The organism is Pantoea sp. FN0305 (genome assembly GCF_050113845.1).
Taxonomy (GTDB): domain Bacteria; phylum Pseudomonadota; class Gammaproteobacteria; order Enterobacterales; family Enterobacteriaceae; genus Mixta; species Mixta alhagi.
This window is the reverse complement of sequence record NZ_JBNJSN010000010.1, coordinates 37,414-60,555: the sequence shown is the minus strand read 5'-3', so window position 1 is coordinate 60,555 and position 23,142 is coordinate 37,414. Positions and strand designations below refer to the sequence as shown.

At 53.8% G+C, this 23,142-nt stretch carries 25 protein-coding genes; 14 read left to right on the top strand and 11 right to left on the bottom strand.

The window, feature by feature from the left end; genetic code table 11:
• Nucleotides 1–11: 11 nt before the first annotated feature.
• Nucleotides 12–944, bottom strand: a complete 933-nt coding sequence (gene rfaD / locus ACQE3Y_RS18025; RefSeq protein WP_426974931.1) for an ADP-glyceromanno-heptose 6-epimerase — start codon at nucleotides 942–944, stop codon at nucleotides 12–14.
• A gap of 228 nt (nucleotides 945–1,172) precedes the next feature.
• Here rfaD and ACQE3Y_RS18020 point away from each other — a divergent pair, with 228 nt between their 5' ends.
• Nucleotides 1,173–2,369 (top strand): glycine C-acetyltransferase, encoded by a 1,197-nt coding sequence (locus tag ACQE3Y_RS18020; protein WP_426982189.1) that lies wholly within the window; start codon nucleotides 1,173–1,175, stop codon nucleotides 2,367–2,369.
• Between the two features lie 11 nt (nucleotides 2,370–2,380).
• Nucleotides 2,381–3,409, top strand: coding sequence for an L-threonine 3-dehydrogenase (gene tdh, locus ACQE3Y_RS18015; RefSeq protein WP_426974933.1), 1,029 nt, complete (start codon nucleotides 2,381–2,383; stop codon nucleotides 3,407–3,409).
• Nucleotides 3,410–3,454: 45 nt separating this feature from the next.
• Here tdh and ACQE3Y_RS18010 read toward each other — a convergent pair whose 3' ends face one another.
• From ACQE3Y_RS18010 to envC, 4 genes are all read right to left on the bottom strand, one after another.
• On the bottom strand, nucleotides 3,455–4,363 hold the full coding sequence (locus ACQE3Y_RS18010) for a hypothetical protein (protein ID WP_426974934.1): 909 nt from the start codon (nucleotides 4,361–4,363) through the stop codon (nucleotides 3,455–3,457).
• Complete coding sequence (locus tag ACQE3Y_RS18005; protein WP_426974935.1) at nucleotides 4,356–5,588, bottom strand: glycosyltransferase; 1,233 nt, start codon at nucleotides 5,586–5,588, stop codon at nucleotides 4,356–4,358. The genes ACQE3Y_RS18010 and ACQE3Y_RS18005 overlap by 8 nt, the downstream gene beginning before the upstream one ends.
• An 86-nt stretch (nucleotides 5,589–5,674) precedes the next feature.
• The gene (locus ACQE3Y_RS18000) at nucleotides 5,675–6,562 is read right to left on the bottom strand and encodes a divergent polysaccharide deacetylase family protein (protein ID WP_426974969.1); all 888 of its coding nucleotides are present in this window, start codon (nucleotides 6,560–6,562) and stop codon (nucleotides 5,675–5,677) included.
• Nucleotides 6,563–6,583: 21 nt separating this feature from the next.
• Nucleotides 6,584–7,891 carry a murein hydrolase activator EnvC gene (envC, locus tag ACQE3Y_RS17995; protein ID WP_426982188.1) on the bottom strand — a complete coding sequence of 436 codons (1,308 nt, stop codon included), beginning with the start codon at nucleotides 7,889–7,891 and terminating at the stop codon, nucleotides 6,584–6,586.
• A gap of 333 nt (nucleotides 7,892–8,224) precedes the next feature.
• Between envC and ACQE3Y_RS17990 the strand changes: the two genes are divergently transcribed.
• The 5 genes from ACQE3Y_RS17990 to cysE all read left to right on the top strand — a co-directional run bounded on the left by ACQE3Y_RS17990 (nucleotide 8,225) and on the right by cysE (nucleotide 11,355).
• The gene (locus tag ACQE3Y_RS17990; RefSeq protein WP_085069324.1) at nucleotides 8,225–8,656 is read left to right on the top strand and encodes a rhodanese-like domain-containing protein; all 432 of its coding nucleotides are present in this window, start codon (nucleotides 8,225–8,227) and stop codon (nucleotides 8,654–8,656) included.
• Between the two features lie 18 nt (nucleotides 8,657–8,674).
• Nucleotides 8,675–8,926, top strand: a complete 252-nt coding sequence (gene grxC / locus ACQE3Y_RS17985; RefSeq protein ID WP_085069326.1) for a glutaredoxin 3 — start codon at nucleotides 8,675–8,677, stop codon at nucleotides 8,924–8,926.
• Nucleotides 8,927–8,977: 51 nt separating this feature from the next.
• Nucleotides 8,978–9,442: a protein-export chaperone SecB gene (secB, locus tag ACQE3Y_RS17980; protein ID WP_085069328.1), complete on the top strand. Its 465-nt coding sequence runs from the start codon at nucleotides 8,978–8,980 to the stop codon at nucleotides 9,440–9,442.
• On the top strand, nucleotides 9,442–10,461 hold the full coding sequence (gene gpsA / locus ACQE3Y_RS17975; protein WP_426982187.1) for an NAD(P)H-dependent glycerol-3-phosphate dehydrogenase: 1,020 nt from the start codon (nucleotides 9,442–9,444) through the stop codon (nucleotides 10,459–10,461). Before secB ends, gpsA begins: the two co-directional genes overlap by 1 nt.
• Before the next feature lie 72 nt (nucleotides 10,462–10,533).
• Nucleotides 10,534–11,355 carry a serine O-acetyltransferase gene (cysE, locus tag ACQE3Y_RS17970; RefSeq protein WP_085069332.1) on the top strand — a complete coding sequence of 274 codons (822 nt, stop codon included), beginning with the start codon at nucleotides 10,534–10,536 and terminating at the stop codon, nucleotides 11,353–11,355.
• Between the two features lie 18 nt (nucleotides 11,356–11,373).
• Here the strand turns inward: cysE and trmL are convergent, their stop codons facing one another.
• Genes trmL through cpxR form a run of 3 tightly spaced genes read right to left on the bottom strand, consistent with a single transcriptional unit; the run spans nucleotide 11,374 to nucleotide 13,951 of the window.
• On the bottom strand, nucleotides 11,374–11,847 hold the full coding sequence (trmL, locus tag ACQE3Y_RS17965; protein ID WP_085069334.1) for a tRNA (uridine(34)/cytosine(34)/5-carboxymethylaminomethyluridine(34)-2'-O)-methyltransferase TrmL: 474 nt from the start codon (nucleotides 11,845–11,847) through the stop codon (nucleotides 11,374–11,376).
• A 35-nt stretch (nucleotides 11,848–11,882) separates the two neighbouring features.
• The gene (gene cpxA, locus ACQE3Y_RS17960; RefSeq protein WP_426974937.1) at nucleotides 11,883–13,256 is read right to left on the bottom strand and encodes an envelope stress sensor histidine kinase CpxA; all 1,374 of its coding nucleotides are present in this window, start codon (nucleotides 13,254–13,256) and stop codon (nucleotides 11,883–11,885) included.
• Nucleotides 13,253–13,951 carry an envelope stress response regulator transcription factor CpxR gene (gene cpxR / locus ACQE3Y_RS17955; protein WP_085069337.1) on the bottom strand — a complete coding sequence of 233 codons (699 nt, stop codon included), beginning with the start codon at nucleotides 13,949–13,951 and terminating at the stop codon, nucleotides 13,253–13,255. Before cpxR ends, cpxA begins: the two co-directional genes overlap by 4 nt.
• A 151-nt stretch (nucleotides 13,952–14,102) precedes the next feature.
• Between cpxR and cpxP the strand changes: the two genes are divergently transcribed.
• The 5 genes from cpxP (at nucleotide 14,103) to ACQE3Y_RS17930 (ending at nucleotide 18,833) form a co-directional block, all read left to right on the top strand.
• Nucleotides 14,103–14,618, top strand: coding sequence for a cell-envelope stress modulator CpxP (cpxP, locus tag ACQE3Y_RS17950; protein ID WP_426974938.1), 516 nt, complete (start codon nucleotides 14,103–14,105; stop codon nucleotides 14,616–14,618).
• Between the two features lie 170 nt (nucleotides 14,619–14,788).
• Entirely contained in the window at nucleotides 14,789–15,685 is an 897-nt protein-coding gene (gene fieF, locus ACQE3Y_RS17945; protein ID WP_426974939.1) for a CDF family cation-efflux transporter FieF, read from the top strand.
• Nucleotides 15,686–15,903: 218 nt separating this feature from the next.
• Nucleotides 15,904–16,866 carry a 6-phosphofructokinase gene (gene pfkA / locus ACQE3Y_RS17940; RefSeq protein WP_426974940.1) on the top strand — a complete coding sequence of 321 codons (963 nt, stop codon included), beginning with the start codon at nucleotides 15,904–15,906 and terminating at the stop codon, nucleotides 16,864–16,866.
• Nucleotides 16,867–17,007: 141 nt separating this feature from the next.
• On the top strand, nucleotides 17,008–17,997 hold the full coding sequence (locus ACQE3Y_RS17935; protein WP_426974941.1) for a sulfate ABC transporter substrate-binding protein: 990 nt from the start codon (nucleotides 17,008–17,010) through the stop codon (nucleotides 17,995–17,997).
• An 80-nt stretch (nucleotides 17,998–18,077) separates the two neighbouring features.
• Complete coding sequence (locus ACQE3Y_RS17930; protein WP_426974942.1) at nucleotides 18,078–18,833, top strand: CDP-diacylglycerol diphosphatase; 756 nt, start codon at nucleotides 18,078–18,080, stop codon at nucleotides 18,831–18,833.
• 40 nt (nucleotides 18,834–18,873) lie between these two features.
• Here ACQE3Y_RS17930 and tpiA read toward each other — a convergent pair whose 3' ends face one another.
• Together tpiA and ACQE3Y_RS17920 are read right to left on the bottom strand one after the other, a co-directional pair.
• Complete coding sequence (tpiA, locus tag ACQE3Y_RS17925) at nucleotides 18,874–19,638, bottom strand: triose-phosphate isomerase (RefSeq protein ID WP_085069348.1); 765 nt, start codon at nucleotides 19,636–19,638, stop codon at nucleotides 18,874–18,876.
• 124 nt (nucleotides 19,639–19,762) lie between these two features.
• Nucleotides 19,763–20,365: a DUF1454 family protein gene (locus ACQE3Y_RS17920; RefSeq protein WP_426974943.1), complete on the bottom strand. Its 603-nt coding sequence runs from the start codon at nucleotides 20,363–20,365 to the stop codon at nucleotides 19,763–19,765.
• Nucleotides 20,366–20,468: 103 nt separating this feature from the next.
• Between ACQE3Y_RS17920 and ACQE3Y_RS17915 the strand changes: the two genes are divergently transcribed.
• On the top strand, nucleotides 20,469–20,921 hold the full coding sequence (locus ACQE3Y_RS17915; RefSeq protein ID WP_426974944.1) for a DUF805 domain-containing protein: 453 nt from the start codon (nucleotides 20,469–20,471) through the stop codon (nucleotides 20,919–20,921).
• Here ACQE3Y_RS17915 and fpr read toward each other — a convergent pair.
• Nucleotides 20,912–21,658: a ferredoxin--NADP(+) reductase gene (fpr, locus tag ACQE3Y_RS17910; protein ID WP_426974945.1), complete on the bottom strand. Its 747-nt coding sequence runs from the start codon at nucleotides 21,656–21,658 to the stop codon at nucleotides 20,912–20,914. The genes ACQE3Y_RS17915 and fpr overlap by 10 nt on opposite strands.
• A gap of 303 nt (nucleotides 21,659–21,961) precedes the next feature.
• On the opposite strand from fpr, the gene emrD reads away from it, so the two are divergent.
• Nucleotides 21,962–23,140, top strand: coding sequence for a multidrug efflux MFS transporter EmrD (gene emrD / locus ACQE3Y_RS17905; protein WP_426974946.1), 1,179 nt, complete (start codon nucleotides 21,962–21,964; stop codon nucleotides 23,138–23,140).
• The last annotated feature ends 2 nt before the right edge of the window (nucleotides 23,141–23,142 follow it).

Sequence of the window (23,142 nt, the reverse complement as noted above, 5' to 3'; positions counted from 1 at the left end):
GTGCGCCTTCCTTATGCGTCGCGGTTCAGCCAGGCCATATAATCAGCTACGCCTTCGGCCACAGTTTTAAACGGTTTGTCATAGCCCGCTGCCCGCAGATTAGTCAGATCCGCTTTGGTATAAGCCTGATAGCGCCCTTTGAGTTTTTCCGGGAAAGGAATGTACTCGATCGCCCCTTTTTGATGGTAAGCCAGCGCGGCATCCGCTACGGCCTGGAAAGATTCGGCACGGCCGGTTCCGCAGTTAAAAATGCCGGAAACGCCTTTTTTCCAGAACCACAGATTCACCGCAGCCACATCGCTGACGTGAATAAAGTCGCGCTTGAAGTTATCGCTGCCTTCAAACAATTTGGGATTCTCGCCGTTGTTCAACTGCGTATTGAGATGGAAGGCAACGCTTGCCATGCTGCCTTTATGACCTTCACGCGGTCCGTAAACGTTGAAATAGCGGAAGCCACACACCTGAGAATCCGCTTCCGGCAGAATTTGACGCACATAGTGATCGAACAGCATTTTCGAGTAGCCGTAAACGTTCAGCGGCTGCTCATACTGGCGCTCTTCAATAAAGTTGTCGTTGCGTCCGCCGTAAGTGGCCGCCGAGGAAGCGTACAGGAAGGGGATCTGGCGCTCCAGACAGAAGTGCAACAGCTCTTTCGAGTACTGATAGTTGTTATCCATCATGTACTTGCCGTCCCACTCGGTGGTGGAGGAACAGGCGCCTTCATGGAAAACCGCTTCAATATCACCCAGGTCATCACCGGCCATTGCGCTGGCAATGAAATCCTCTTTATCCATGTAATCAGTGATATCAAGGTCAACCAGATTAACGAATTTGGTGCCGTCTTTCAGGTTATCCACCACCAGAATATCGGTAATACCTTCATCATTGAGCGCTTTAACAATATTGCTGCCGATCATACCGGCGCCGCCAGTCACAATAATCATGTGCTTAACCTTAAACAGTGAGGCGGAACGGGAGGTTCCACACCTAAATAACGTTCATCATAACATTTCATTGGCAGACAGGCAGCCAGAGGAGTCCGTAACGAAATGTAACCCCAGCATCAGGCGTGATATATGCTGCAAAATTCACATTCTGTTGCGTCGATTATCGTTTGGCGAGACAGCGTTCAGTATGATGTGCCGACTATAAGCCGGTCACGGAGAATAAAAATGCCTGCGGATTTTTATCGTCAAATTGAGCAACAGCTGGCAGTAACGCAACAGGAAGGTTTGTTTAAGCAGGAGCGGATTATTACTTCGGCGCAGCAGGCTGAGATTCGCCTTGCGGCGGGTCAGGAGGTCGTTAACTTTTGCGCCAATAACTATCTTGGGCTGGCTAACCACCCGGCATTAATCCTGGCGGCCCAGGAAGGGATGGAGAGTCACGGTTTTGGCATGGCATCGGTGCGCTTTATCTGTGGCACGCAGGATATCCATAAGCAACTGGAGCAGCGACTGGCTGAATTCCTCGGTATGGAAGATGCGATCCTCTACTCCTCCTGTTTTGACGCCAATGGCGGGCTGTTTGAAACTCTGCTGGGGCCGGAAGATGCGGTGATTTCCGATGCGCTGAATCATGCTTCGATCATTGACGGTGTGCGCCTGTGCAAGGCGCGGCGCTATCGCTATGCCAACAACGATATGACAGAGCTGCGCGCGCGCCTTGAAGAGGCACGTACATCAGGCGCACGTCATATTCTTATCGCTACGGATGGCGTCTTCTCTATGGATGGCGTTATCGCCAATCTGCGCGGTATTTGCGATCTGGCCGATGAGTTTGATGCGTTAGTGATGGTGGATGATTCGCACGCGGTAGGTTTTGTGGGCGCGGGTGGTCGCGGAACGCATGAATACTGCGAGGTGATGGGGCGCGTCGATATTATTACCGGCACGCTGGGCAAAGCGCTTGGAGGCGCTTCCGGCGGCTATACGGCGGCAAAAAAAGAGGTAGTAGAGTGGTTGCGCCAGCGCTCACGGCCCTATCTGTTTTCTAATTCGCTGGCGCCGGCGATCGTTAGCGCCTCGTTGCGGGTACTGGATATGCTGAGCGACGGCGATGGCCTGCGGCAACGCCTGTGGGATAACGCCCGCTACTTCCGTCAGGCGTTAACCGATGCAGGTTTTACCCTGGCCGGTGCCGATCACGCCATCATTCCGGTGATGCTGGGTGAAGCAAAGGTGGCGCAGGAATTTGCGCGTTTGCTGCAGGATGAAGGCATCTACGTAACCGGATTTTTTTATCCGGTAGTGCCGCAGGGGCAGGCGCGTATCCGTACGCAAATTTCAGCCGGGCATACGCATCAGCAGCTTGAACGTGCGGTGGAAGCCTTTACGCGCATTGGTAAACAGCTTGGCGTTATCGCCTGAGGAAAGTCGCTATGAAAGCACTGGCAAAACTAAAAGCAACAGAAGGGATCTGGATGGTAACCGATGCGCCGATCCCGAAACCCGGCCACAACGACCTTCTGATTAAAATCCGTAAAACCGCTATCTGCGGCACCGATATTCATATTTATAACTGGGATGAATGGTCGCAAAAAACCATTCCGGTACCGATGATTGTCGGCCATGAGTATGTGGGTGAAGTGGTTGCGATTGGGCAGGAGGTTAAAGGCTTCGCTGTTGGCGATCGCGTCTCGGGAGAAGGGCATATCACCTGCGGCCACTGTCGTAACTGTCGCGCTGGGCGCACGCATCTCTGCCGTAATACCGTTGGCGTCGGGGTTAATCGTCAGGGCTGTTTCGCGGAATATCTGGTCATTCCAGCGTTTAACGCTTTTAAGATCCCCAATAACATCTCTGATGAGCTGGCAGCGATTTTCGATCCCTTTGGCAACGCGGTGCATACCGCGCTCTCCTTTGATTTGGTCGGAGAGGATGTATTGATTACCGGTGCCGGGCCGATCGGGATTATGGCGGCGGCGGTATGTAAGCACGTTGGCGCGCGTCACGTAGTGATTACCGATGTGAATGAGTATCGTCTGGGGCTGGCGCGTCAGATGGGCGTCACGCGTGCGGTTAACGTCAGCAGTGAATCACTCAAGCAGGTAATGAGCGAGCTGGGCATGACCGAGGGCTTTGATGTCGGGCTGGAGATGTCAGGCGCGCCGCCTGCGTTCCGCACCATGCTGGAGGCAATGAATCACGGTGGGCGTATTGCGCTGCTGGGCATTCCTCCATCGGATATGGCGATCGACTGGAATCAGGTGATATTTAAAGGGCTGTTTATTAAAGGGATCTATGGCCGTGAGATGTTTGAAACCTGGTATAAAATGGCCGCGCTGATCCAGTCTGGACTTGACCTGACACCGATAATTACCCATCGCTATAGCATTGATGAGTTCCAGCAGGGATTTGACGAAATGCGTTCGGGGCGCTCAGGCAAAGTGGTGCTGAGCTGGGATTAATGATGATCGGCTGCCCGCATCAGCACGCTACGGGCAGCCGCACGCTTACTGTTTCTTTTCTGCATCGGTCAGGTAACGCACTTTACGCGTATAGTCCTGACCTTTAAACAGCAGCGGCGCATCCGCAGACTGAAGATATTTCTGCCATTCGCTCAGCGGAAATCCGCCATGCGCGCCAATCACTTCTTTCGGAATAGTGGCTTCCTGACCGCCGATACGTTTGGAGACTGGCCAGTTCATCCATTCACCCAGGTTAACGGTTTTGAGATCCAGCAAATCCAGCAGGGCGGCCAGCGGTAGCTGATCCGTCGGCGGCTGTGAATCATCCATCAACTCCCAGGTATCCTGAAACAGCGTCAGCCACAGCGGACAGATACGCTTCCAGGTCTGGCGCGTAGCGGCCAGGAATGCGCCATTAACGTGATCGACCAGAAAAGGGCGTACCGTCCGTGAATAATAGGCGGGCTGATCCTCTGGCGCCGCCTTATCCAGCTTGGCAATCATTTTACCCTGACGAAAGCTGGAGTAGATATGTGCTGCTTTCATATTTATTTCAGGCATTTGCAACAGGTTAAGATCAGAATCGATCATCAAAATACCGTCGGTTTGTGCCTGAAGCGGTGCCTGTAGCTTAATTAACCGGCTGCGATAGATTTGCTTATAGCGATAACTCTCTTCACGGTCCGGCACCGTCAGCGTGACCACGCGCGTCTTTGGCGGCAAATTGCGGAAAAGCGCGGCGGGCTGATCGCTGACAATAACAATCTCTTCTGCCCGTTCGGCATAGCGTGAAGCAAACAGTGCGCTTAGCTCGGCTTCCTCAATAAAGTCTGCGCCGGTACAGGGGATCACAATGGAGGTAACAGGCACCTCGCCCTGCACCTCCGCCTGCGTATAGGGGATATTGTGCCGCGACTGGATATGACGGTATTGAGGATTTAAAAATTCAAACATGAGAAGAAGATTCCTTTGCCACGCTTCGCAACAGGGCTTCGACGCCCGCCACATAATTTTCAATAGCGTAGTGAGATTTAACGTTGGCATTAGCCTGTGAAATCAGCTGCTGGCGCAGGGCGTGATCCTGGCAGAGCGCCTGCATATGCGCACAAAGGCGTGCGGTATCGCCATATTCAAACAGCAGCCCGGTTTGCCCATTATCAACCAGCTCGGCGGTGCCCACCACATTCGAGCCGATTACCGCCGTATTAACCAGCATCGCTTCCAGCACCACGCGCGGCAGACCTTCACTTTTAGAGGCCAGCACAAAAACATCCATGGCCGCCAGATAATCGAGCGCGTTATTACGAAAACCGGTAAACGTCACGCGATCGGCAATGCCTTCCCGCACAGCCAGCTGTTGCAGGCTGTTCAGCTCCGGGCCTGTGCCGACCACTACCATATGCCAGTTAACCTGCGGGCAGGCTTGCTGAAAGGCGCCCAGCGCCTGCAGAGTATGATGTGTCGCCTTACGGGCAATAAGCGAGCCAATACTGCCGAATAAAAAACACTCTTCCGGCAGGCCAAGCCGGGCGCGAACCGTACAACGATCGGGCAGAGGCTGATGGATATCGATGGCGTTGGAGACCGTAAAGCAGCGTGAAGGATCAACGCCGCTGGAGCGTAGGGTTTGGCAGACGCCATGAGAAACGGCTATCACCGCATTGACCCGCTGATTAATCATGCGGACCAGTTGCGGAGTCAGCAGCGGCTCAATACGGCAATGTTGTACCAGAGAAACGGGAATATCGGCGACCGCCAGGTAACCTTCAACGTTAGTACTGGGTTGGTTGTTCATATAGAGCGTATCGTACCCACCCTGCAGCAGCAGCTCACGCAGCCTGAGTGCGTTAGGCTCAACGCGCCAGCGGCGATCGATCGTCTCAGCCACGCGCTTTTTCAGCGAGCGGCTGAAAAACAGCAGCGCGCGCAGCAGCTCTTTTTGCAGCTTGGCTGAAAGAGGCTGTTTACGCTGTGGAATAAAGATAACCGGAATGCCGATGGCGTTCAGCACCGACTCGATGGTCTCACCCTCGCCGCGTTGGTAATTATAATAAAAACAGCAGGTAATATCGAAACGGTCGCGATCGATACGCTTCAGCAGTTCCAGCATACTGTTGGTGCCGCCGCCCCATTCTCTGCCGTTATCCAGCAACAGGATTTTTTGTCGAGCTTGCGTCATCGCGCCATATCCTTACGCTCACGAAGGAAGAAATGATCAGGGCGGCATTATAAAGATTTCCTGCCGCGCTGACGATGCACAATCTATCAAAACAGGCTGCCGATCTTTTTCACCAGCGGACTTTGCGCAACGCTCTCGGTAATTACCTCCAGCGCGTGCGTTGCCGGCACCGGCGTTAGCGGCTGCGGCAGGCGACAGATCGCGACACCACGGAACGGATTACGCGGCTTCGGCGCGGTTTTCTGCGGCGCTGGTGCAGCAGAAGGGGTCTGTGACTCATTCAACAGCTGGCTGGGGCGAACCAGCGTTACGTCTGCAGGCAGGTTGGGCAGCATCTGTTGCAGAACGCGTACGGTAGAAGGATGGGGATGACCAATCGCGATCGCTGAGCCATTGCGCTGCGCCAGATGCACCGCGCGATTAAATTGCTTGCGAATCTCTGCTTCGTTCTGATTATCATCAAGGAATACGCGGCGCTTAATGACTTTTACACGCGTGCCCGCAGCGGCGCGTGTCGCCTGGCTGTTGCCAATGGTCATGCTGTCGAGAAAGTAAAAACTGTAGTGATCCAATACCTGCATGACTTTTTGCATTCCTGACAGGCTGGAGGTCATTTTACTGCCCATATGATTATTCATGCCCACCGCATAGGGCACGTTAGCTACCGCGTTATGAATGATACGGGCGATCTCGTCAGCGCTCATTTCCGGCTGAAGCGTATCCCGCTCCAGCGGCTGCTTGCTGAGCGGGGCCATCGGCAGATGAATCAGCACTTCGTGCCCATGCTGGTGGGCTTTGGTTGCCATCTCACGCGCATGCGGAGCGGTAGGCAATACTGCTACCGAAATAGCGTTCGGCATCTGCAGCACCTGATTTTCCTGCTGGGGACGATAACCAAAATCATCAATCACGATAGCCAATTTACCAGCGCTCGCCGAACAGGCGAACAGCAGGCCGCTTAGCGCCACGGCCATTCTTTTAACTGAAAACAACACTTATTTTCCTAACCACGGGAGTGGGTTGACCGCCTGTCCCTGACGACGGATTTCAAAATAGAGTGACGGCGTGCCACGGCCGCCGCTGGTGCCGACCAGCGCGATCGGCTGTCCGGCTTTTACCTGAGCGCCGGTGGTGACCAGCGCGCTCTGGTTATAGCCATACAGGCTCATGTCGCCCTTGCCATGTTCGACCACCACCACCAGTCCGTAACCTTGCAGCCAGTCGGCCATTAGCACGCGGCCGTCGGCAATGGCTTTAACCTCGGTGCCTTCCGGCGCGTCGATCACCAGGCCTTTCCAGCGTAGCTCGCCCTGGAGCGCTTCACCGAAGCGATGTTCGATGCGGCCACGTACCGGCCAGAAAGCCTGACCGCCGGGACGACCCAGGCCGCCGGTACGTGACATTAGCGAACGCTCGCTTTCGGTGGGTTTATAGGTAGAGCCTTTGGCTTTCGCTTGCGCCTGGCGCTTACGCACCTGCTCCGCCTCCCGCGCCTCACGCTCAGCGCGTGCTTTTGCTTCGCGCTCGGCACGGGCGATTTTATCCTGCAGGCGGCTTTCGTTCTGGCGCATCTCTACCAGGTCGGCCTGATCTTTTTCCAGCGCGCTTTCCAGCGTCACGAGCGTTTTTTTCCGTGCAACGCGCGCCTGTTCCAGCCGCGCCTGCTGCGTTTGCTGTTCGCTTAGCAATGACTTCTGCTGGTTCTGTTTGTTGAGCAAATCCGCTTTTTGCGTGGCCAGATCGCGCCGCGTTTTCTGCAGTTCATCGATATTTTTCTGCCGTGCTTCGTTAAGATAACCGAAGTAAGAAAGGATGCGTTCGCTGCGCTGGCTCTCTTCACCGCTAAGCAGGAGCTGCAGGCCGCTATGCTTGCCCTGACGAAAAGCGGCGTCAAGCTGCTGCGCCAGCAAGGTTTCCTGCTGCGTCTGCTGCTTTTGCAGCTGAGCGATAGAATGGTTTAGCGTATCGATTTCTTTGTTCAGACGGGTCAGCAGTTGCTGAGTTTGCCGTAGTTTACGGCTGGCTTCGGCAATGATTTTTTCCTGGCTTTGCAGCTGATCCAGCAGCTTGCTGCGCTGTTCTTTTTGTAAGCGAACGCTCTTTTCTTTTTCAGCAATGTTTTGCTGAATAGATTTAAGCTGGGATTTATTGTCATCCGCAGCGCTGGCATGCAGCGGCAACAGCAGTACGCCAGCACATAACAGGCTGACGGAGAGCGCGGACAAACGGCTGTGTAACGGCGCGTAACCGGCCATAAAGTTACCTGAAGTCCATGAATGTAAAACTGATGCTTTTTCCCTCATAAGGAGTCGATTATTCCATGATGAATAGCCGCTTGCCAGCGATGGGCCTGGCTTTTGCGTTTCTGTTCGTTTCAAACGCCTTTCTTTTACCGCACGGCAGGCAGCAAAGAATGCAATTCGCTTTATTAAAAGGACATTAGCGGATAATCGCCGCCTCTGCCGCGCCTTTTTACCGTCGGGTTCCGGTATTGTTTGCGCCACGGCAAATTTTTTCCGCTTTATACAACAGAAAACCACACTCTCACCGCTTCGCGACTGTACATGCGAGGTGGCGCAGGTATACTCAGAAACCTATTTTTCGCTTATTAACCCTGTCGGGAGTTGTTACCCCTCATGCAAGAAATTATGCAATTCGCAAGCAATCACCCCATTCTGTGTCTGGCATGGGTCGTATTGCTGGTTTTAGTGATCGTGACCACGTTTAAGGGCATGTTTTCCAAAGTTAAAACCATCAGCCGTGGCGAAGCGACTCGCCTGATTAACAAGGAAGATGCGGTGGTTGTGGATACCCGCTCCCGCGATGAATTTCGTAAAGGTCATATTTCCGGCGCGCATAATATTCTGGCGGCGGATATTAAAAAGGGCACGTTCAGCGAATTGGAAAAGCATAAAGCTCAGCCCATAATTGTAGTTTGCGCGACGGGAACTTCCGCCTTTGAAGCGGCTTCTCAGCTGAGCGCTGCAGGTTTCGAGCAGGTAAGCGTACTGAAAGATGGTATCGCTGGCTGGAGCAGTGAAAATCTGCCGCTGGTACGCGGTAAATAACCTTACAAGGTGCTGAACATGGCTAACGTAGAGATTTATACCAAAGCAACCTGTCCTTACTGCCATCGGGCAAAAGCGCTGCTGACGCAGAAAGGCGTGGTTTTCCAGGAAATCCCGATTGACGGTGATGCGGATAAGCGCGAAGAGATGATTAAACGCAGCGGCCGAACCACCGTACCGCAAATTTTTATCGATGCACAACACATTGGCGGTTGTGACGATCTTTATGCGCTGGACAGCCGCGAAGGTCTTGATCCTTTGCTGAAATGATGGCTTAACTGGCACCACGATGGATTTTTTTAACTAACAGGACTCAACACAATGTCAGAACAAAACACCAGCGAAATGTCATTCCAGATCCAGCGTATTTATACGAAAGATATTTCCTTTGAAGCGCCTAACGCGCCGCAGGTTTTCCAGAAAGAGTGGGAGCCGGAAGTTAAACTGGATCTGGATACCGCCTCCAGCCAGCTGGCTGAAGGTATTTACGAAGTGGTGCTGCGCGTAACGGTTACGGCATCCGTAGGGACGGAAACGGCGTTCCTGTGCGAAGTGCAGCAGGCGGGTATCTTCACTATTTCCGGTATCGAAGGCACCCAGATGGCACATTGCCTTGGCGCTTACTGCCCGAATATTCTGTTCCCGTACGCCCGTGAGTGCATCACCAGTCTGGTTTCACGCGGCACCTTCCCGCAACTTAACCTTGCGCCGGTTAACTTCGATGCGCTGTTTATGAACTATCTGCAGCAGCAAGAAGAAGGCGGCGAACCTCGTCAGGATGCCTGATGAACAAGCGTAACGCAGCAGTTACCGTGCTTGGTGCCGGATCTTACGGCACCGCACTCGCCATTACCTTAGCCCGCAACGGCCATCAGGTGCTGTTGTGGGGCCATAATCCTCAACATCTCTCCCAGCTGGAATCCGAGCGCTGCAACGTGGCTTTTCTGCCAGACGTGCCTTTTCCCGCCACGCTATCTACCGAGCCAGACCTTGCCCAGGCCGTTGCCGCCAGTCGTGATTTGCTGATTGTGGTGCCGAGTCATGTTTTTGGCGAAGTGCTACAGCAGATCAAGCCACATTTGCGTGCTGACTCGCGTATTATTTGGGCCACCAAAGGGCTGGAGCGCGAAACCGGACGTTTACTGCAGGATGTGGCGCGCGATATTGTTGGCGATACGCTGCCGCTGGCGGTGATCTCCGGCCCAACTTTCGCGAAAGAGCTGGCGGCGGGTTTACCTACTGCGATTGCACTGGCCGCGACCGATCCGCAGTTTGCTGATGATCTTCAGTTGCTGCTGCACTGCGGTAAAAGTTTTCGCGTCTACAACAACCCTGACTTTATCGGGGTGCAGCTGGGCGGTGCGGTGAAAAACGTGATCGCTATCGGCGCAGGTATTTCTGACGGTATCGGCTTTGGGGCGAATGCGCGTACTGCTTTGATTACCCGAGGCCTGGCGGAGATGAGTCGTCTTGGCGAAGCGCTGGGCGCCGATCCTACCACCTTTATGGGCATGGCAGGGCTGGGCGATCTGGTACTGACCTGTACTGATAATCAGTCACGTAATCGCCGGTTCGGTATCATGCTGGGTCAGGGCGTGGATGTCGAGAGTGCGCAGACACAGATTGGACAGGTTGTGGAAGGCTATCGCAACACCAAAGAGGTGCGCGCGCTGGCGGCACGCTATGGTGTCGAAATGCCAATAACCGAGCAAATTTATCAGGTATTGTATTGCGAAAAATCGGCGCGCGAGGCAGCATTGAACCTGCTGGGACGTACCCGCAAGGATGAAAACAGCAGTCGCTGAGGCGGGAGGCCCGGCTGGATACCTGTGGCGTCTCGGGCGAACCGGACGCTATTTTTTTATCGGGAGAGAGCAATGTCGGATGAAGAGTTACAGCTGGTCTGGAATAACATCAAAGCGGAAGGGCGTGCCCTGGCGGATTGTGAACCCATGCTGGCCAGTTTTTTCCATGCGACATTGCTTAAGCATGAGAACCTTGGCGGCGCGCTAAGTTATATGCTGGCTAACAAGCTGGCTAATGCAATTATGCCCGCTATCGCCATTCGTGAGATTGTCGAAGAGGCGTATCGCCATGACCCCTCAATGATCGCTGCGGCGGCACGCGATATTCTGGCGGTACGCCAGCGCGATCCAGCGATAGATAAATATTCGACGCCGCTGCTCTATCTGAAAGGCTTCCATGCGCTGCAGGCTTATCGTATCGGCCACTGGCTGTGGAACGAGGGTCGCCGGGCGCTGGCGGTCTATCTGCAAAATGAAATCTCTGTCTCTTTTGCCGTAGATATCCATCCGGCCGCGCGTATTGGCTGCGGCATCATGCTTGACCATGCGACCGGCATCGTGATTGGCGAAACGGCGGTGGTTGAGAACGATGTCTCTATCCTGCAGTCGGTTACGCTTGGCGGCACGGGTAAAACCAGCGGCGACCGTCATCCTAAAATTCGTGAAGGGGTGATGATTGGCGCCGGTGCGAAAATCCTCGGCAATATTGAAGTTGGGCGCGGGGCGAAAATTGGTGCCGGTTCGGTGGTGCTACAGCCGGTGCCGCCGCATACCACCGCCGCCGGCGTGCCGGCGCGCATCGTTGGCAAACCGGCCAGCGATAAGCCATCCATGGATATGGATCAACATTTTAACGGCACGATCCCCGGCTTTGAGTTTGGCGACGGCATCTGACGTCGCCCTTCGTCGGCGTCAGCTTTTTAGCAGAGCGCCCTGATATTCCAACTGCCGCCAGGCCTCATACACCACCACTGAAACCGCATTCGACAGGTTCATGCTGCGGCTTTGCGCCAGCATGGGAATGCGGATTTTTTGCTGTGGAGGTAGTGCATCCAGAATCGTGGCGGGTAAGCCGCGGCTTTCAGGGCCAAACAGCAGATAATCACCTGATTGATAGCTAACCGCGCTGTGCGCAGGCGTGCCCTTGGTTGTCAGCGCAAACAGACGCTCAGGCTGTTCGCTGGTGCAGAACGCCTCAAAGCTGGCGTGACGTTTAATCGCGGTAAATTCATGGTAATCAAGCCCGGCGCGACGCAGGCGCTTGTCATCCCAGGTAAAGCCAAGCGGCTCAATCAGATGCAGCTGGAAGCCGGTATTTGCGCACAGGCGAATGATATTGCCGGTATTAGGTGGAATTTCAGGTTCAAATAAGACGATGTTCAGCATAAGGCCCCCGATAACGAGGGCCGAAGCATAACAAATTAGCGCACAGAGTACAGCGGTAGCCAGATAGTCAGACGCAAGCCGCCGAGCGGGCTGTCATCCGCTTTTACCCAGCCGCGATGCTGCTGGATAGCCGTTTCGACAATTGCCAGACCCAGCCCGGTGCCGCCGGACTCCCTGTCACGCGCCTCATCGGTGCGATAGAAGGGACGGAATATCTGTTCACGATCTTCCGGGCTGACGCCAGGACCGTCATCATCGACATGCACTGTGATCCCCTGATTATCCACAGAGAAGCTCACTGAAATATGTGAATTTGAGTAGCGCAGCGCATTACGGACAATATTTTCCAGCGCGCTTTCCAGCGCATGGGGGTTGCCATACAGCGGCCATGGGCCTGGCGGGTAGGGCACCTCCAGCTTTTTACCCATCTGCTCCGCTTCAAATTTGGCATCTTCCAGTACGCCATTCCAGAGATGGTTTGCTTTCATCGCTTCGCTGACTAACGCATTTTTATGCTGCGTACGCGACAGCACCAGCAAATCGTTAATCATGCCGTCAAGGCGCTGCGCCTCCAGTTCAATGCGTCCTAACTCTTTGCCTTCGCCATAACGACGACGCATCAGGGCAGTGGCCAACTGGAGACGTGTTAAGGGCGTACGCAGCTCGTGTGAAATATCGGAGAGCAGGCGCTGTTGCGCGGTCATCATGCGCTCCAGCGCGCTGACCATCTGATTAAAGCTGGAGCCAGCGGCAAGAAATTCCTGCGGCCCCGCTTCCAGTTCCGGATGCTGACGCAGATTCCCACTAGCCACATCATCCGCCGCGTGTTTTAACTTACGCGCCGGTTTCGCCAGGCTCCAGGCCAGCCACAGCAGCAGAGGGGAGCTGATCAGCATGGTGACAATCAAGAGCAACAGCGGGCGGTCAAACAGCAGATTGATAAAATCCAGCTGGGAGCTGCTGGCCGGGCGCATCAGATAGAGTTGATAATTATCTTCGCCATCGCGTACGGCAAAGGGCCCAACCAGCTCAACGCGGCCATATTTCTTTTTCAGAGGATGATCGGCATTGTCAGATTGCCCGATAAAATTGCGGATAATCTGCATTTCATTATGCTGAGCGCCAATAACGCGGCCTTCGCTGGTAACCAGCAGCAGACGTTGGCCGGGCGGCGCCCATTTATCGATAGCGCGAAACAGCCGACGCCACCACATCAAATCATTGGGCGGATCCTGCATAAGCTCCGCTTCAATGTGCTGCTCAATCATGATGCCCTGTCGCTGCTCGCTTTCCAGCAGTGACGTAAGCTGGCGTGAATCCAGCTTAGGGAGCATAAGCACCAGCATCAGAACCAACGCCAGCGTTAACCAGAAGATGGCAAAGATGCGAGTGGTCAGGCTGCTTATCATGACGCGGAGACCATCAAATATCCACGGCCACGCAGCGTTTTAAACCAGGGGTGACCATCGCGGCGTTCAGGCAGCTTACGACGCAGGTTAGAGATATGCATATCAATGGCGCGATCAAATGGCGTCAGGCGCTTACCCAGCACTTCCTGACTGAGATGCTCGCGTGATACTACCTGGCCAAGATGCTGGGCTAACAAATAGAGTAGGGTGAATTCGGTACCGGTCAGATCCAGCGTAACGTTATCAAAGCTGGCTTCCTGGCGGCCGGGATTGAGTCGCAGGCAGTCGACTTCCAGCGTTGGCGAGCTGTTGTCATGCTGCTGTTGTTGTTCGCTCCAGCTGGAACGACGCAAAATAGCGCGGATACGGGCGACCAGTTCACGATCGTTAAACGGCTTCGGTAGATAGTCATCGGCACCCAGTTCGAGACCTAAAACGCGATCCAGTTCGCTGCCGCGCGCGGTCAACATAATCACCGGTGTTTGATATTGCTGGCGAAGCTCTTTCAACGTATCGATGCCGTTCTTTTTAGGCATCATCACATCGAGTAATAACAGATCAATGGTGTCATCGAGCAGGCTGAGCGCCTGTTCCCCATCTGAGGCGACAACGATATTAAACCCTTCCATTTCAAGCAATTCTTTAAGCAGCGAAGTTAATTCGCGGTCATCATCAACCAACAGGATTTTATTCATTTTCTTAAGCCCTCCGCAGGCAAAATAGCGTGATCGCCTACCCCATTCCATCGCTTTACGTAGTTTTACACCCCCTGACGCTAGTTTGCAGCTATCTCTGTAGTCTGAACTGCGTTGAATCAAATGATGCAAACGAATGTGGGAGTAAACGATGCGCAAAGTAACCGCCGTCGTCTTTGCTTCAGCCTCGGTGGTTTTTAGTTACTCCAGCGCATGGGCAGCAGACGTTACGACGATTGACGGGATGCATCCGCCAGGCGAATTGATGACTGGCAGCATAGCGCAAAATCCGCAAAGCCATATGTTTGATGGCATTAAGCTTTCGGAACAACAGCGTCAGCAGATGCGGGATCTAATGCAGCAGACGCAACATGAGCGCCCTCCCGTAAACGTGAAAGATTTAGAAACTCTGCATAATCTGGTGATTGCAGAAAAGTTTAATGAAACAGCCGTAAAGGCTCAGGCAGAAAAGTTAGCACAGGAACAGGTTGCGCGGCAGGTCGAAATGGCCCGTATCCGCAACCAGATGTATCACCTGCTAACGCCGCAGCAACAGGCTGTTTTGCAACAAAAGCATGAGCAACGAATGAGTGAGTTGCGCAGGCTGACGAATTTGCAGCAGGTTCAGCCTCTGCATGAAGCGAGTAGTGCCGGCAGTAACCAGTAATATAGTATCCCTGTTTTCCTTGCCATAGACACCATCCCTGTCTTCCCCGCCATGATGGCGGGGTTTTTTTTGCCCATAATATCTCCCTTTTCTGCACATCCTTTGCGCGTATCCTGCTGCTTTTTGCGATACTGCTCTTATACTTAGCTTTTACTTTCAGTGGGGTGCGGATGTTAGCTTCCTATGCGCGGCTGGTTAACCGGGCGGCAATGGCAGCAACGGTGCTGGCAGTGCTGCTGTTATTTATCAAGATATTCGCCTGGTGGTATACCGGATCGGTCAGCGTACTGGCAGCTCTGGTGGATTCGCTGGTCGATACCGCCGCCTCTTTAACCAATCTTCTGGTGGTGCGCTATTCATTGCAGCCTGCGGATGCGGAGCATACGTTTGGTCATGGTAAAGCGGAATCGCTGGCAGCCCTGGCGCAGAGCATGTTTATTTCCGGCTCTGCCCTGTTTTTGTTCCTGACCGGTATTCAGCATTTGGCTTCTCCGGGCGTGCTACACGCACCGCTGGTAGGTATGGTCGTTACCCTTGTGGCGTTGGTTTCAACGCTGCTGCTGGTGGCTTTTCAACGCTGGGTCGTGCGTAAAACGCAAAGCCAGGCGATTCGTGCCGACATGTTGCATTATCAGTCTGACGTATTGATGAACGGGGCCATTTTGCTGGCGCTGGCGCTTAGCTGGTATGGCTTCACCCGGGCTGATGCGCTGTTTGCGTTAGGCATTGGCGCATGGATTCTGTTTAGCGCGTTACGTATGGGCTATGATGCCGTACAGTCTTTACTTGATCGTGCGTTGCCTGATGCGGAGCGGCAACAGATAGTGCAAATCATCACCAGCTGGCCTGGCGTCCAGGGCGCGCACGATTTGCGTACCCGACAATCAGGTCCGACACGCTTTATTCAGGTCCATCTGGAAATAGAGGATAACTTGCCGTTAATTCAGGCACATCGCGTGGCGGAGCAGGTAGAGCAGGCGCTTTTAAAACACTTTCCTGGCTCGGATATTATCATCCATCAGGATCCCTGTTCTGTTGCCCGCACCGAGCCGCAGGGTTTTTTATAGGCAGAAGTGTGGAATAATATCAGCCTGGCTTTTGAACGAGGCGCAAAGCCACATTGTGGAAAAGATTTTACCCGAAACTAGTCTGACCTGAATCAATTCAGCAGCAGGGGTTTGATATACTATTTGCCATTATGAGTCGGTAAGATCGGACACTGAGCGGGCGTCGAACCTTTCCGGCGTAACGAATTCATCATTAAGTATTAAGTCCAGAGGTAGCCATGATCAAGAAAATCGGTGTACTGACAAGCGGCGGCGACGCCCCAGGGATGAACGCAGCTATTCGCGGTGTCGTTCGCTCCGCCCTGAGTGAAGGACTGGAAGTTTGTGGCATTTATGATGGCTATCTCGGCTTGTATGAAGACCGCATGATCAACCTCGACCGCTACAGCGTTTCTGACATGATTAACCGCGGCGGCACCTTTCTGGGCTCTGCGCGTTTTCCTGAGTTCCGTAATGAGGAAACGCGTCAGGTAGCCATTGAGAATATGAAAAAGCGCAATATCGATGCGCTGGTGGTGATTGGTGGCGACGGCTCTTATATGGGTGCGAAACGCCTGACTGAAATGGGCTTCCCATGTATCGGTTTACCGGGCACCATCGATAACGACGTGGCCGGTACCGACTACACCATTGGTTATTTCACAGCGCTGGAAACGGTGGTTGAAGCAATCGACCGCCTGCGTGATACCTCTTCTTCACACCAGCGTATTTCTATCGTTGAAGTGATGGGCCGTTACTGTGGCGATCTGACGCTGGCAGCGTCGATTGCGGGCGGATGTGAATTTATCGTACTGCCGGAAATTCCTTATACTCGCGAAGAGCTGGTGCAGGAGATCAAAGCGGGTATCGAGAAAGGTAAAAAGCACGCTATCGTGGCGATTACTGAGCATATCTGCGATATCGATGAGCTGGCGAAATATATCGAAGCGGAAACCAAACGCGAAACGCGCGCGACGGTTCTGGGTCACATCCAGCGCGGTGGTGCACCGGTCGCCTATGACCGTATTCTGGCTTCACGTATGGGCGCTTATGCGATTGAACTGTTGCTACAGGGCTACGGCGGCCGCTGCGTGGGCATCCAGAATGAAAAGATGGTGCATCACGATATCATCGATGCCATTGAAAACATGAAGCGCCCTTTCAAACGCGACTGGCTGGAAACCGCAAAAAAACTTTATTAATTGTTTTCAGGGCGCTGCGCACGCAGTGCCCTGTTTCCCCCTTTTTATATTCCATAAAGTAATAACCTCCTATTTTTAATTCTTTAAAACGCCGTAAGCTTTATGTCACGCTTCCGTTAATAACTTCCGGGGGAGCGTACGATGAATAAGTGGAGTGTAGGGCTGGCCGTTTTACTGGCATCAACCAGCGTACTGGCAAAAAATATTGAACTGCTGAACGTATCTTACGATCCGACACGTGAGCTGTATGAGCAATATAACAAAGCGTTCAGCGCGCACTACAAGCAGGAAACCGGCGATAATATCGTGATCCGCCAGTCGCATGGCGGCTCCGGCAAGCAGGCAACGTCGGTAATCAACGGTATTCGCGCCGATGTGGTAACGCTGGCGCTGGCTTCCGATATTGATGCCATTGCCGCGCGCGGCCGAATTAATAAAGAGTGGATAAAACGGCTCCCGGATAATTCTGCGCCTTACACCTCCACCATCGTTTTTCTGGTGCGTAAAGGCAATCCAAAGCAGATCCACGACTGGCCAGATTTGCTGAAGCCTGGCGTTGCGGTTATTACTCCTAATCCTAAAACCTCTGGCGGCGCACGCTGGAACTATCTTGCCGCCTGGGGCTACGCGCTGGACCAGAACAATGGCAACCAGGATAAGGCGCTGGAGTTTGTTAAAGCGCTGTATAAAAACGTCGAGGTACAGGATTCCGGCGCTCGCGGGGCAACGAATACGTTTGTTGAGCGCGGCATTGGCGATGTGCTGATTGCCTGGGAGAACGAAGCTTATCTGGCGGTAAATAAGCTGGGTAAAGACCAGTTTGAGATTGTTACGCCCAGTGAGTCTATCCTTGCCGAGCCGACGGTATCCGTTGTCGATCGCGTGGTTGACGATCGTGATACGCGCAAAGTAGCCAATGACTATCTGAATTATCTCTACTCACCGGAGGGGCAGGCCATTGCCGCGCAAAACTTCTACCGTCCTCGTGATGCCGGGGTGGCAAAGAAATATGCCAGCACCTTTACGCCGCTGAAGCTGTTCACCATTGATAACAAATTCGGCGGCTGGACGCAGGCACAGAAAACGCACTTTGCGGAAGGTGGCACCTACGACCAGGTAATGAAACGCTAGCGCGTTCTCCTCTGATGATTTAGCGTGACAATTCTCGTTAAGCCAACGAGGGTTGTCAGCGTTCATCAGGAGGAGTCGCTATGTCAGTCCCTGCACGCGTTCTGAAAATCGTTACGGTTGTTATCGCCTTTCTTGTTATCGCGCTGGCCTTCGCGGCATGGCGTTTCCATCATAACGGCAACGCGCTGTGGCAAATTATTAGCCAGCAGTGCGTGCCGGGCCAGCTACAAAAAAACGATCCCAGCCCCTGCCAGAGCGTTGATATCAAGGCAGGTTACGTCACGCTGAAAGATCGTAACGGCTCTCTGCAATATTTATTAATGCCTGTGGCCCGCATCAGCGGTATCGAAAGCCCGGCGCTGCGGGATCCCGCTACGCCTGATTTCTTTGCGCTGGCCTGGCAACAGCGTCATCTGCTGACGATGCGTCACGGCTCTGCCGTTCCCGATAGCGCCATCTCATTAGCCATTAATTCCGAGTATGGCCGTACCCAGAACCAGCTGCATATTCATATCTCCTGCCTGGATCCTGAGGTACGTCAACAGCTGGACAGGCTAACGCCGCAGCTGAATTCACAGTGGCAGCCGGAAACATTGCATCAGCATCGCTGGCTGGTTCGCGCATTGACGCCAGCCGAGCTGGCGCAGCAGAGCAGTTTTATGCGTTTAATGCAGGAAGTGCCGCAGGCGCAGCAGGAGATGGGGAAATATGGCCTGGCGCTGGCTAGCTTATCCGATGGCAGGCTGGCATTAATGGCAATAAAGCGTGACTGGCTGAAGTTGAATCGGGCTTCGGCGGAAGAGTTGCAGGAACATCGCTGTACGATTCTGCATTAAGGCACAACAGAAAACGGGCGGCAATGCCGCCCGTTAAACATCAGGCTTTTGCTGCGGCAGCGGCCTTGACGATGACGGCAAAGGCGTCAGCTTTCAGTGAAGCACCGCCAACCAGCGCGCCATCGATATCCGGCTGAGCAAACAGCTCTGCGGCATTTTTATCGTTAACGGAGCCGCCGTACTGGATAATAACCTGCTCGGCTACTTTCGCATCTTTCTTTGCGATATGTTCACGAATGAACTTATGCACCGCCTGCGCCTGCGCCGGAGTGGCTGATTTGCCGGTACCAATCGCCCAGATCGGCTCATAGGCAATCACTGCGCCGTTAAAGGCAGCAGCACCCTGGCTTTCCAGCACCGCATCAATTTGACGCGCACATACTTCTTCGGTTTTACCCGCTTCGTTTTCTGCTTCGGTCTCACCGATGCAGAGTACCGGAGTCAGACCTGCTTCTTTCAGCACGGCGAATTTTTTCGCAATAAACTCATCGCTTTCTTTGTGATAAGTACGGCGTTCTGAATGGCCGATAATGATATAGCGAGCGCCAATATCCTTCAGCATTTCGGCAGAGACTTCACCGGTAAAGGCACCAGACAGGTTAACATCAACGTTCTGGGCACCCAGTACGATCTGGCTGTCGGCCAGCGCCTGCTGCGCCTGATCCAGATACATCACTGGCGGGGCGATGGCAACGCCACAGCCCTGAACGGCGTTCAGTTCTTTACGCAGGCCGTCGATCAGATCGCTGACCATTTTTTTGTTGCCGTTCAGTTTCCAGTTACCCATAACTAATGGATGTCGCATCATATCCTCCACGTGTAACGCAATACCAGTAAAGTACACTGCCCGACGGGCAGCGATGTCTGCCAGACAGTATAGAGATGTTAACCCTGAATGGCTTTGCTTTTCGTCATTTTTGGCACAACCCTTAGGGCACAGTGAGCGAGAGCTTGATTGGCTCTACAGCAAAGGTGAGCCCCTTTTCGCCGTTGTCTGCGACTACAAAGCGTAGCGCGCCTTCGGTCTGCGAATAATAGCGTGCGCCTTTCCCTTTGCTCAGCAGCTCATTCAGCCTTTTGCGGCTATCTTCTGGCGAACGTGTTGGCGAGAAAAAGCGCATCAGCGCCGTCATATATGCCTGTGCTTTTTCCTGTGCTGCTTTTTCATCAGGGCCGGGAATTGGCAGCCAGGTGATCTGGAGCGTTTTTATTTTTCCGGTGCCCGGCTCCAGCGCCGTAGAGGCGTAGAGCGTTTCGCTGATCTTGCTGGCCGCACGCGTTAATGGACTTTTATCCAGTCGGCTGTCGATCGCCCGATATTCGCTGAGCGGTAAATCAGGATTTGCCGTATTATACTTTTCCCGAAACTGCGCAATACTCATATCAAATGTTGGCGCACCTGGCAGCAGGTAAGGCGCAGTGGGCAAGTCATTACTACGCGACGATACATCATCGGCATGCGCGGCGGTGCCCGTCAATAGTGCCAACAGTATCGGGATGGGCGTCAGCAAAGAGCCTGGCGCTTTCTTCATTTTTTTTGCCCTGTCCAGTAAACTCAGCCCAGATTAGAACGGTTTTTACCCGCCAAAGTCAAAAGCTGCGGCAACCCTTTTTAGTTTTCCTCGGGACGAAAGCATGACGCTACAGCAATGGTGTTTTTCTTATCGTGGTCGCCTGGGACGGCGTGACTTCTGGATTTGGCAGATAGTCTGGCTGTTGACCATGACCGCGCTTTTCACGCTGGCGGGAAACGATCTGCTGGATACCCAGACGGCAGCATTCTGCGTGGTCTGCTTGCTATGGCCTGCCAGCGCGGTGCTGGTGAAACGCCTGCACGATCGTAACAAACGCGGCTACTGGGCGCTGTTGCTGGTGGTTGCCTGGATCCTGCTGGCGGGTAACTGGGGCGTTTTAGGCGCTGGCTGGCACAGCGGTCTGGGACGTTTTGTGCCTGCGCTAATTCTTGTCGGCATGTTATGCGAATTAGGGCTACTGAGCGGTTCGGCAGGCGAAAACCGTTATGGTCGTGCCGCGCAGCCGGTTAACTATTTTCGCTGGCGCGGCGTGGAAAAAAGTCCTCACCAGTAATGCTCGCTGGTGATATGACCGGGTTTACGCCGCAGATGTTTATTCATTGCGCGCGTCTCTTTTAACAGTTGTTGGGTATCGCGCACCATTTGCGGATTACCGCACAGCATAACGTGGCTGCTGTCAGCCTCCATTGGCAGCCCTACCGCACGCTCCAGCTCACCGCTGGCGATCAGCGCCGGGACGCGCCCCGTTAACGAGCCCGGGCTCTCTTCGCGGCTGACGACCGTCTGGATCCGCAGCGTGCCGTTATAGCGCTGCTCTAACTGCTGCATGAGCGGCAGATAACTTAAATCGGCGGCGTAGCGCGCGGCATGAACCAGTACCAGATTCTGGAACCGCTCCAGGCCTTCGCCCTGTTGCAAAATCGAAAGGTAAGGGCCGATAGCGGTGCCGGTTGCCAGCATCCACAGGGTTTGGCATTCGGGGATCTCTTCCAGCACAAAAAAACCGGCGGCTTCTTTCGTCACCATTACCCGATCGCCCGGCTGTAAGGCATGTAGCCTTGGGCTTAATTTCCCTTCCGGCACATTGACCAGGTAAAATTCTAAAGCGGGATCGGCAGGAGCATTCACATAAGAGTAGGCGCGCTGCACCCGCTCGCCTTCAATCTCCAGCGCCAGCTTGGCAAACTGACCAGCGGTAAAGGGCGTGACGGGAGCATTAACCTTGATGCTGAATAAACTATCCGTCCAGTGTGTAACTTCCGTAACGCTGCCGTTAACCCATTCAGCCATGACTTTTCCTCTCTCCAGTTAGCTCTTTGCCTATCTTCGTCACTCAACGCCGTTTTTTCCAGCCTGCCTGCGCCAGAAAAGCTCTGCGCGACAAAAGGAGGTATCAGTTTGTGCGGCCGTATAGTTAGTTTTACAAAGAAGGGCAATTTCTGCTGACAGAATGATAAAAAAACTTGTCGCTGCGTCATTCCCTTCTGTAAGCAAACTGCTATTTTTGCCGCCATCAAATCTGAAATCCCCACTGATTTGCTACATAACAGTCAAACAGTGGGCTTTTATTCTGTAACTTTCTTCTAAGTGGCTATGAAAAAGATAGAAAACGGACATCTGTTACTGATGCTGATTGTATTGGTGGCGGTAGGACAAATGGCACAAACCATCTATGTCCCGGCAATGGCCGACATTGCTGCATCTTTTAACATACGCGATGGCGTAATGCAGCGCGTAATGGCCGCCTACCTGATGACCTATGGTAGTTCACAGCTGATTTACGGGCCTCTCTCCGATAGCGTGGGACGTAAACCGGTAATACTGGCGGGCATGGCTATTTTTATGCTGGGCGCGCTGGGGGCATTGCTTGCGCCTTCTATTGACTGGCTGATAGCGGCCAGCGCCCTGCAGGGATTAGGCACCGGCGTCGCAGGCGTGATGGCGCGGACCATGCCGCGTGATTTATATGCCGGCAGCGCGCTGCGTCAGGCAAACAGCCTGTTAAATATGGGGATTCTTGTCAGCCCACTTGCAGCGCCAATGATCGGCGCGATGCTAACGCATCTGTTTGGCTGGCACGCCTGCTTTGCTTTCCTGCTGCTGCTGTGTTTGCTGGTCACCGGCGCAATGGCGCGCTGGCTCCCGGAAACCCGTCCTCTGGCGAGCGAAACCCGGCCACTGTTTTCGCGTTATCGGCCATTACTGAGCGATCGCATTTTTGTTCGCTATCTGATTATGCTTATTGGCGCGCTGGCGGGGATTGCCGTCTATGAGGCAAGCTGCGGCATTTTGATGGGCGGCGTGCTGGGGCTGGATGCAATGACCATCAGTATTCTGTTTATTCTGCCGATCCCGGCAGCCTTTTTCGGCGCCTGGTTTGCCGGACGTGACGAGAAAAGCTTTCATACGCTGATGTGGTATGCGGTAAACAGCTGCCTGCTGGCTGGCGTTCTGATGTGGCTGCCCGCCTGGTTTGGCATCATGAATATCTGGACGCTGCTGGTACCGGCATCCCTGTTTTTCTTTGGCGCCGGGATGATGTTTCCGCTGGCAACATCTGGCGCGATGGAGCCTTACGCCTGGCTGGCGGGGACGGCTGGCGCACTGATTGGCGGGCTACAGAACCTGGGTTCCGGGCTGGTTGCCTGGCTGTCGGCGATGCTGCCGCAGAACAGCCAGTTTAGCTTGGGCATGCTGATGTGCGCGACCGCAGTGTTAATGCTGCTGTGCTGGTGGCCGCTATCAAAAGGCCCCGAACCGCAGGCCATTTGATG

Excerpts from the sequence above, each read along its gene's own strand:
- ACQE3Y_RS17915 (WP_426974944.1), top strand. The coding sequence starts at position 20,469 with ATGACGCTACAGCAATGGTGTTTTTCTTATCGTGGTCGCCTGGGACGG.
- ACQE3Y_RS18005 (WP_426974935.1), bottom strand. The coding sequence starts at position 5,588 with ATGACGCAAGCTCGACAAAAAATCCTGTTGCTGGATAACGGCAGAGAA.
- envC (WP_426982188.1), bottom strand. The coding sequence starts at position 7,891 with ATGAGGGAAAAAGCATCAGTTTTACATTCATGGACTTCAGGTAACTTT.
- cpxR (WP_085069337.1), bottom strand. The coding sequence starts at position 13,951 with ATGAATAAAATCCTGTTGGTTGATGATGACCGCGAATTAACTTCGCTG.
- ACQE3Y_RS17990 (WP_085069324.1), top strand. The coding sequence starts at position 8,225 with ATGCAAGAAATTATGCAATTCGCAAGCAATCACCCCATTCTGTGTCTG.
- grxC (WP_085069326.1), top strand. The coding sequence starts at position 8,675 with ATGGCTAACGTAGAGATTTATACCAAAGCAACCTGTCCTTACTGCCAT.
- secB (WP_085069328.1), top strand. The coding sequence starts at position 8,978 with ATGTCAGAACAAAACACCAGCGAAATGTCATTCCAGATCCAGCGTATT.
- ACQE3Y_RS18020 (WP_426982189.1), top strand. The coding sequence starts at position 1,173 with ATGCCTGCGGATTTTTATCGTCAAATTGAGCAACAGCTGGCAGTAACG.
- cpxP (WP_426974938.1), top strand. The coding sequence starts at position 14,103 with ATGCGCAAAGTAACCGCCGTCGTCTTTGCTTCAGCCTCGGTGGTTTTT.
- ACQE3Y_RS18010 (WP_426974934.1), bottom strand. The coding sequence starts at position 4,363 with ATGTTTGAATTTTTAAATCCTCAATACCGTCATATCCAGTCGCGGCAC.
- gpsA (WP_426982187.1), top strand. The coding sequence starts at position 9,442 with ATGAACAAGCGTAACGCAGCAGTTACCGTGCTTGGTGCCGGATCTTAC.
- cysE (WP_085069332.1), top strand. The coding sequence starts at position 10,534 with ATGTCGGATGAAGAGTTACAGCTGGTCTGGAATAACATCAAAGCGGAA.
- emrD (WP_426974946.1), top strand. The coding sequence starts at position 21,962 with ATGAAAAAGATAGAAAACGGACATCTGTTACTGATGCTGATTGTATTG.
- pfkA (WP_426974940.1), top strand. The coding sequence starts at position 15,904 with ATGATCAAGAAAATCGGTGTACTGACAAGCGGCGGCGACGCCCCAGGG.
- ACQE3Y_RS17930 (WP_426974942.1), top strand. The coding sequence starts at position 18,078 with ATGTCAGTCCCTGCACGCGTTCTGAAAATCGTTACGGTTGTTATCGCC.
- tdh (WP_426974933.1), top strand. The coding sequence starts at position 2,381 with ATGAAAGCACTGGCAAAACTAAAAGCAACAGAAGGGATCTGGATGGTA.
- rfaD (WP_426974931.1), bottom strand. The coding sequence starts at position 944 with ATGATTATTGTGACTGGCGGCGCCGGTATGATCGGCAGCAATATTGTT.
- fpr (WP_426974945.1), bottom strand. The coding sequence starts at position 21,658 with ATGGCTGAATGGGTTAACGGCAGCGTTACGGAAGTTACACACTGGACG.
- cpxA (WP_426974937.1), bottom strand. The coding sequence starts at position 13,256 with ATGATAAGCAGCCTGACCACTCGCATCTTTGCCATCTTCTGGTTAACG.
- tpiA (WP_085069348.1), bottom strand. The coding sequence starts at position 19,638 with ATGCGACATCCATTAGTTATGGGTAACTGGAAACTGAACGGCAACAAA.
- trmL (WP_085069334.1), bottom strand. The coding sequence starts at position 11,847 with ATGCTGAACATCGTCTTATTTGAACCTGAAATTCCACCTAATACCGGC.
- ACQE3Y_RS18000 (WP_426974969.1), bottom strand. The coding sequence starts at position 6,562 with ATGGCCGTGGCGCTAAGCGGCCTGCTGTTCGCCTGTTCGGCGAGCGCT.
- ACQE3Y_RS17935 (WP_426974941.1), top strand. The coding sequence starts at position 17,008 with ATGAATAAGTGGAGTGTAGGGCTGGCCGTTTTACTGGCATCAACCAGC.
- fieF (WP_426974939.1), top strand. The coding sequence starts at position 14,789 with ATGTTAGCTTCCTATGCGCGGCTGGTTAACCGGGCGGCAATGGCAGCA.
- ACQE3Y_RS17920 (WP_426974943.1), bottom strand. The coding sequence starts at position 20,365 with ATGAAGAAAGCGCCAGGCTCTTTGCTGACGCCCATCCCGATACTGTTG.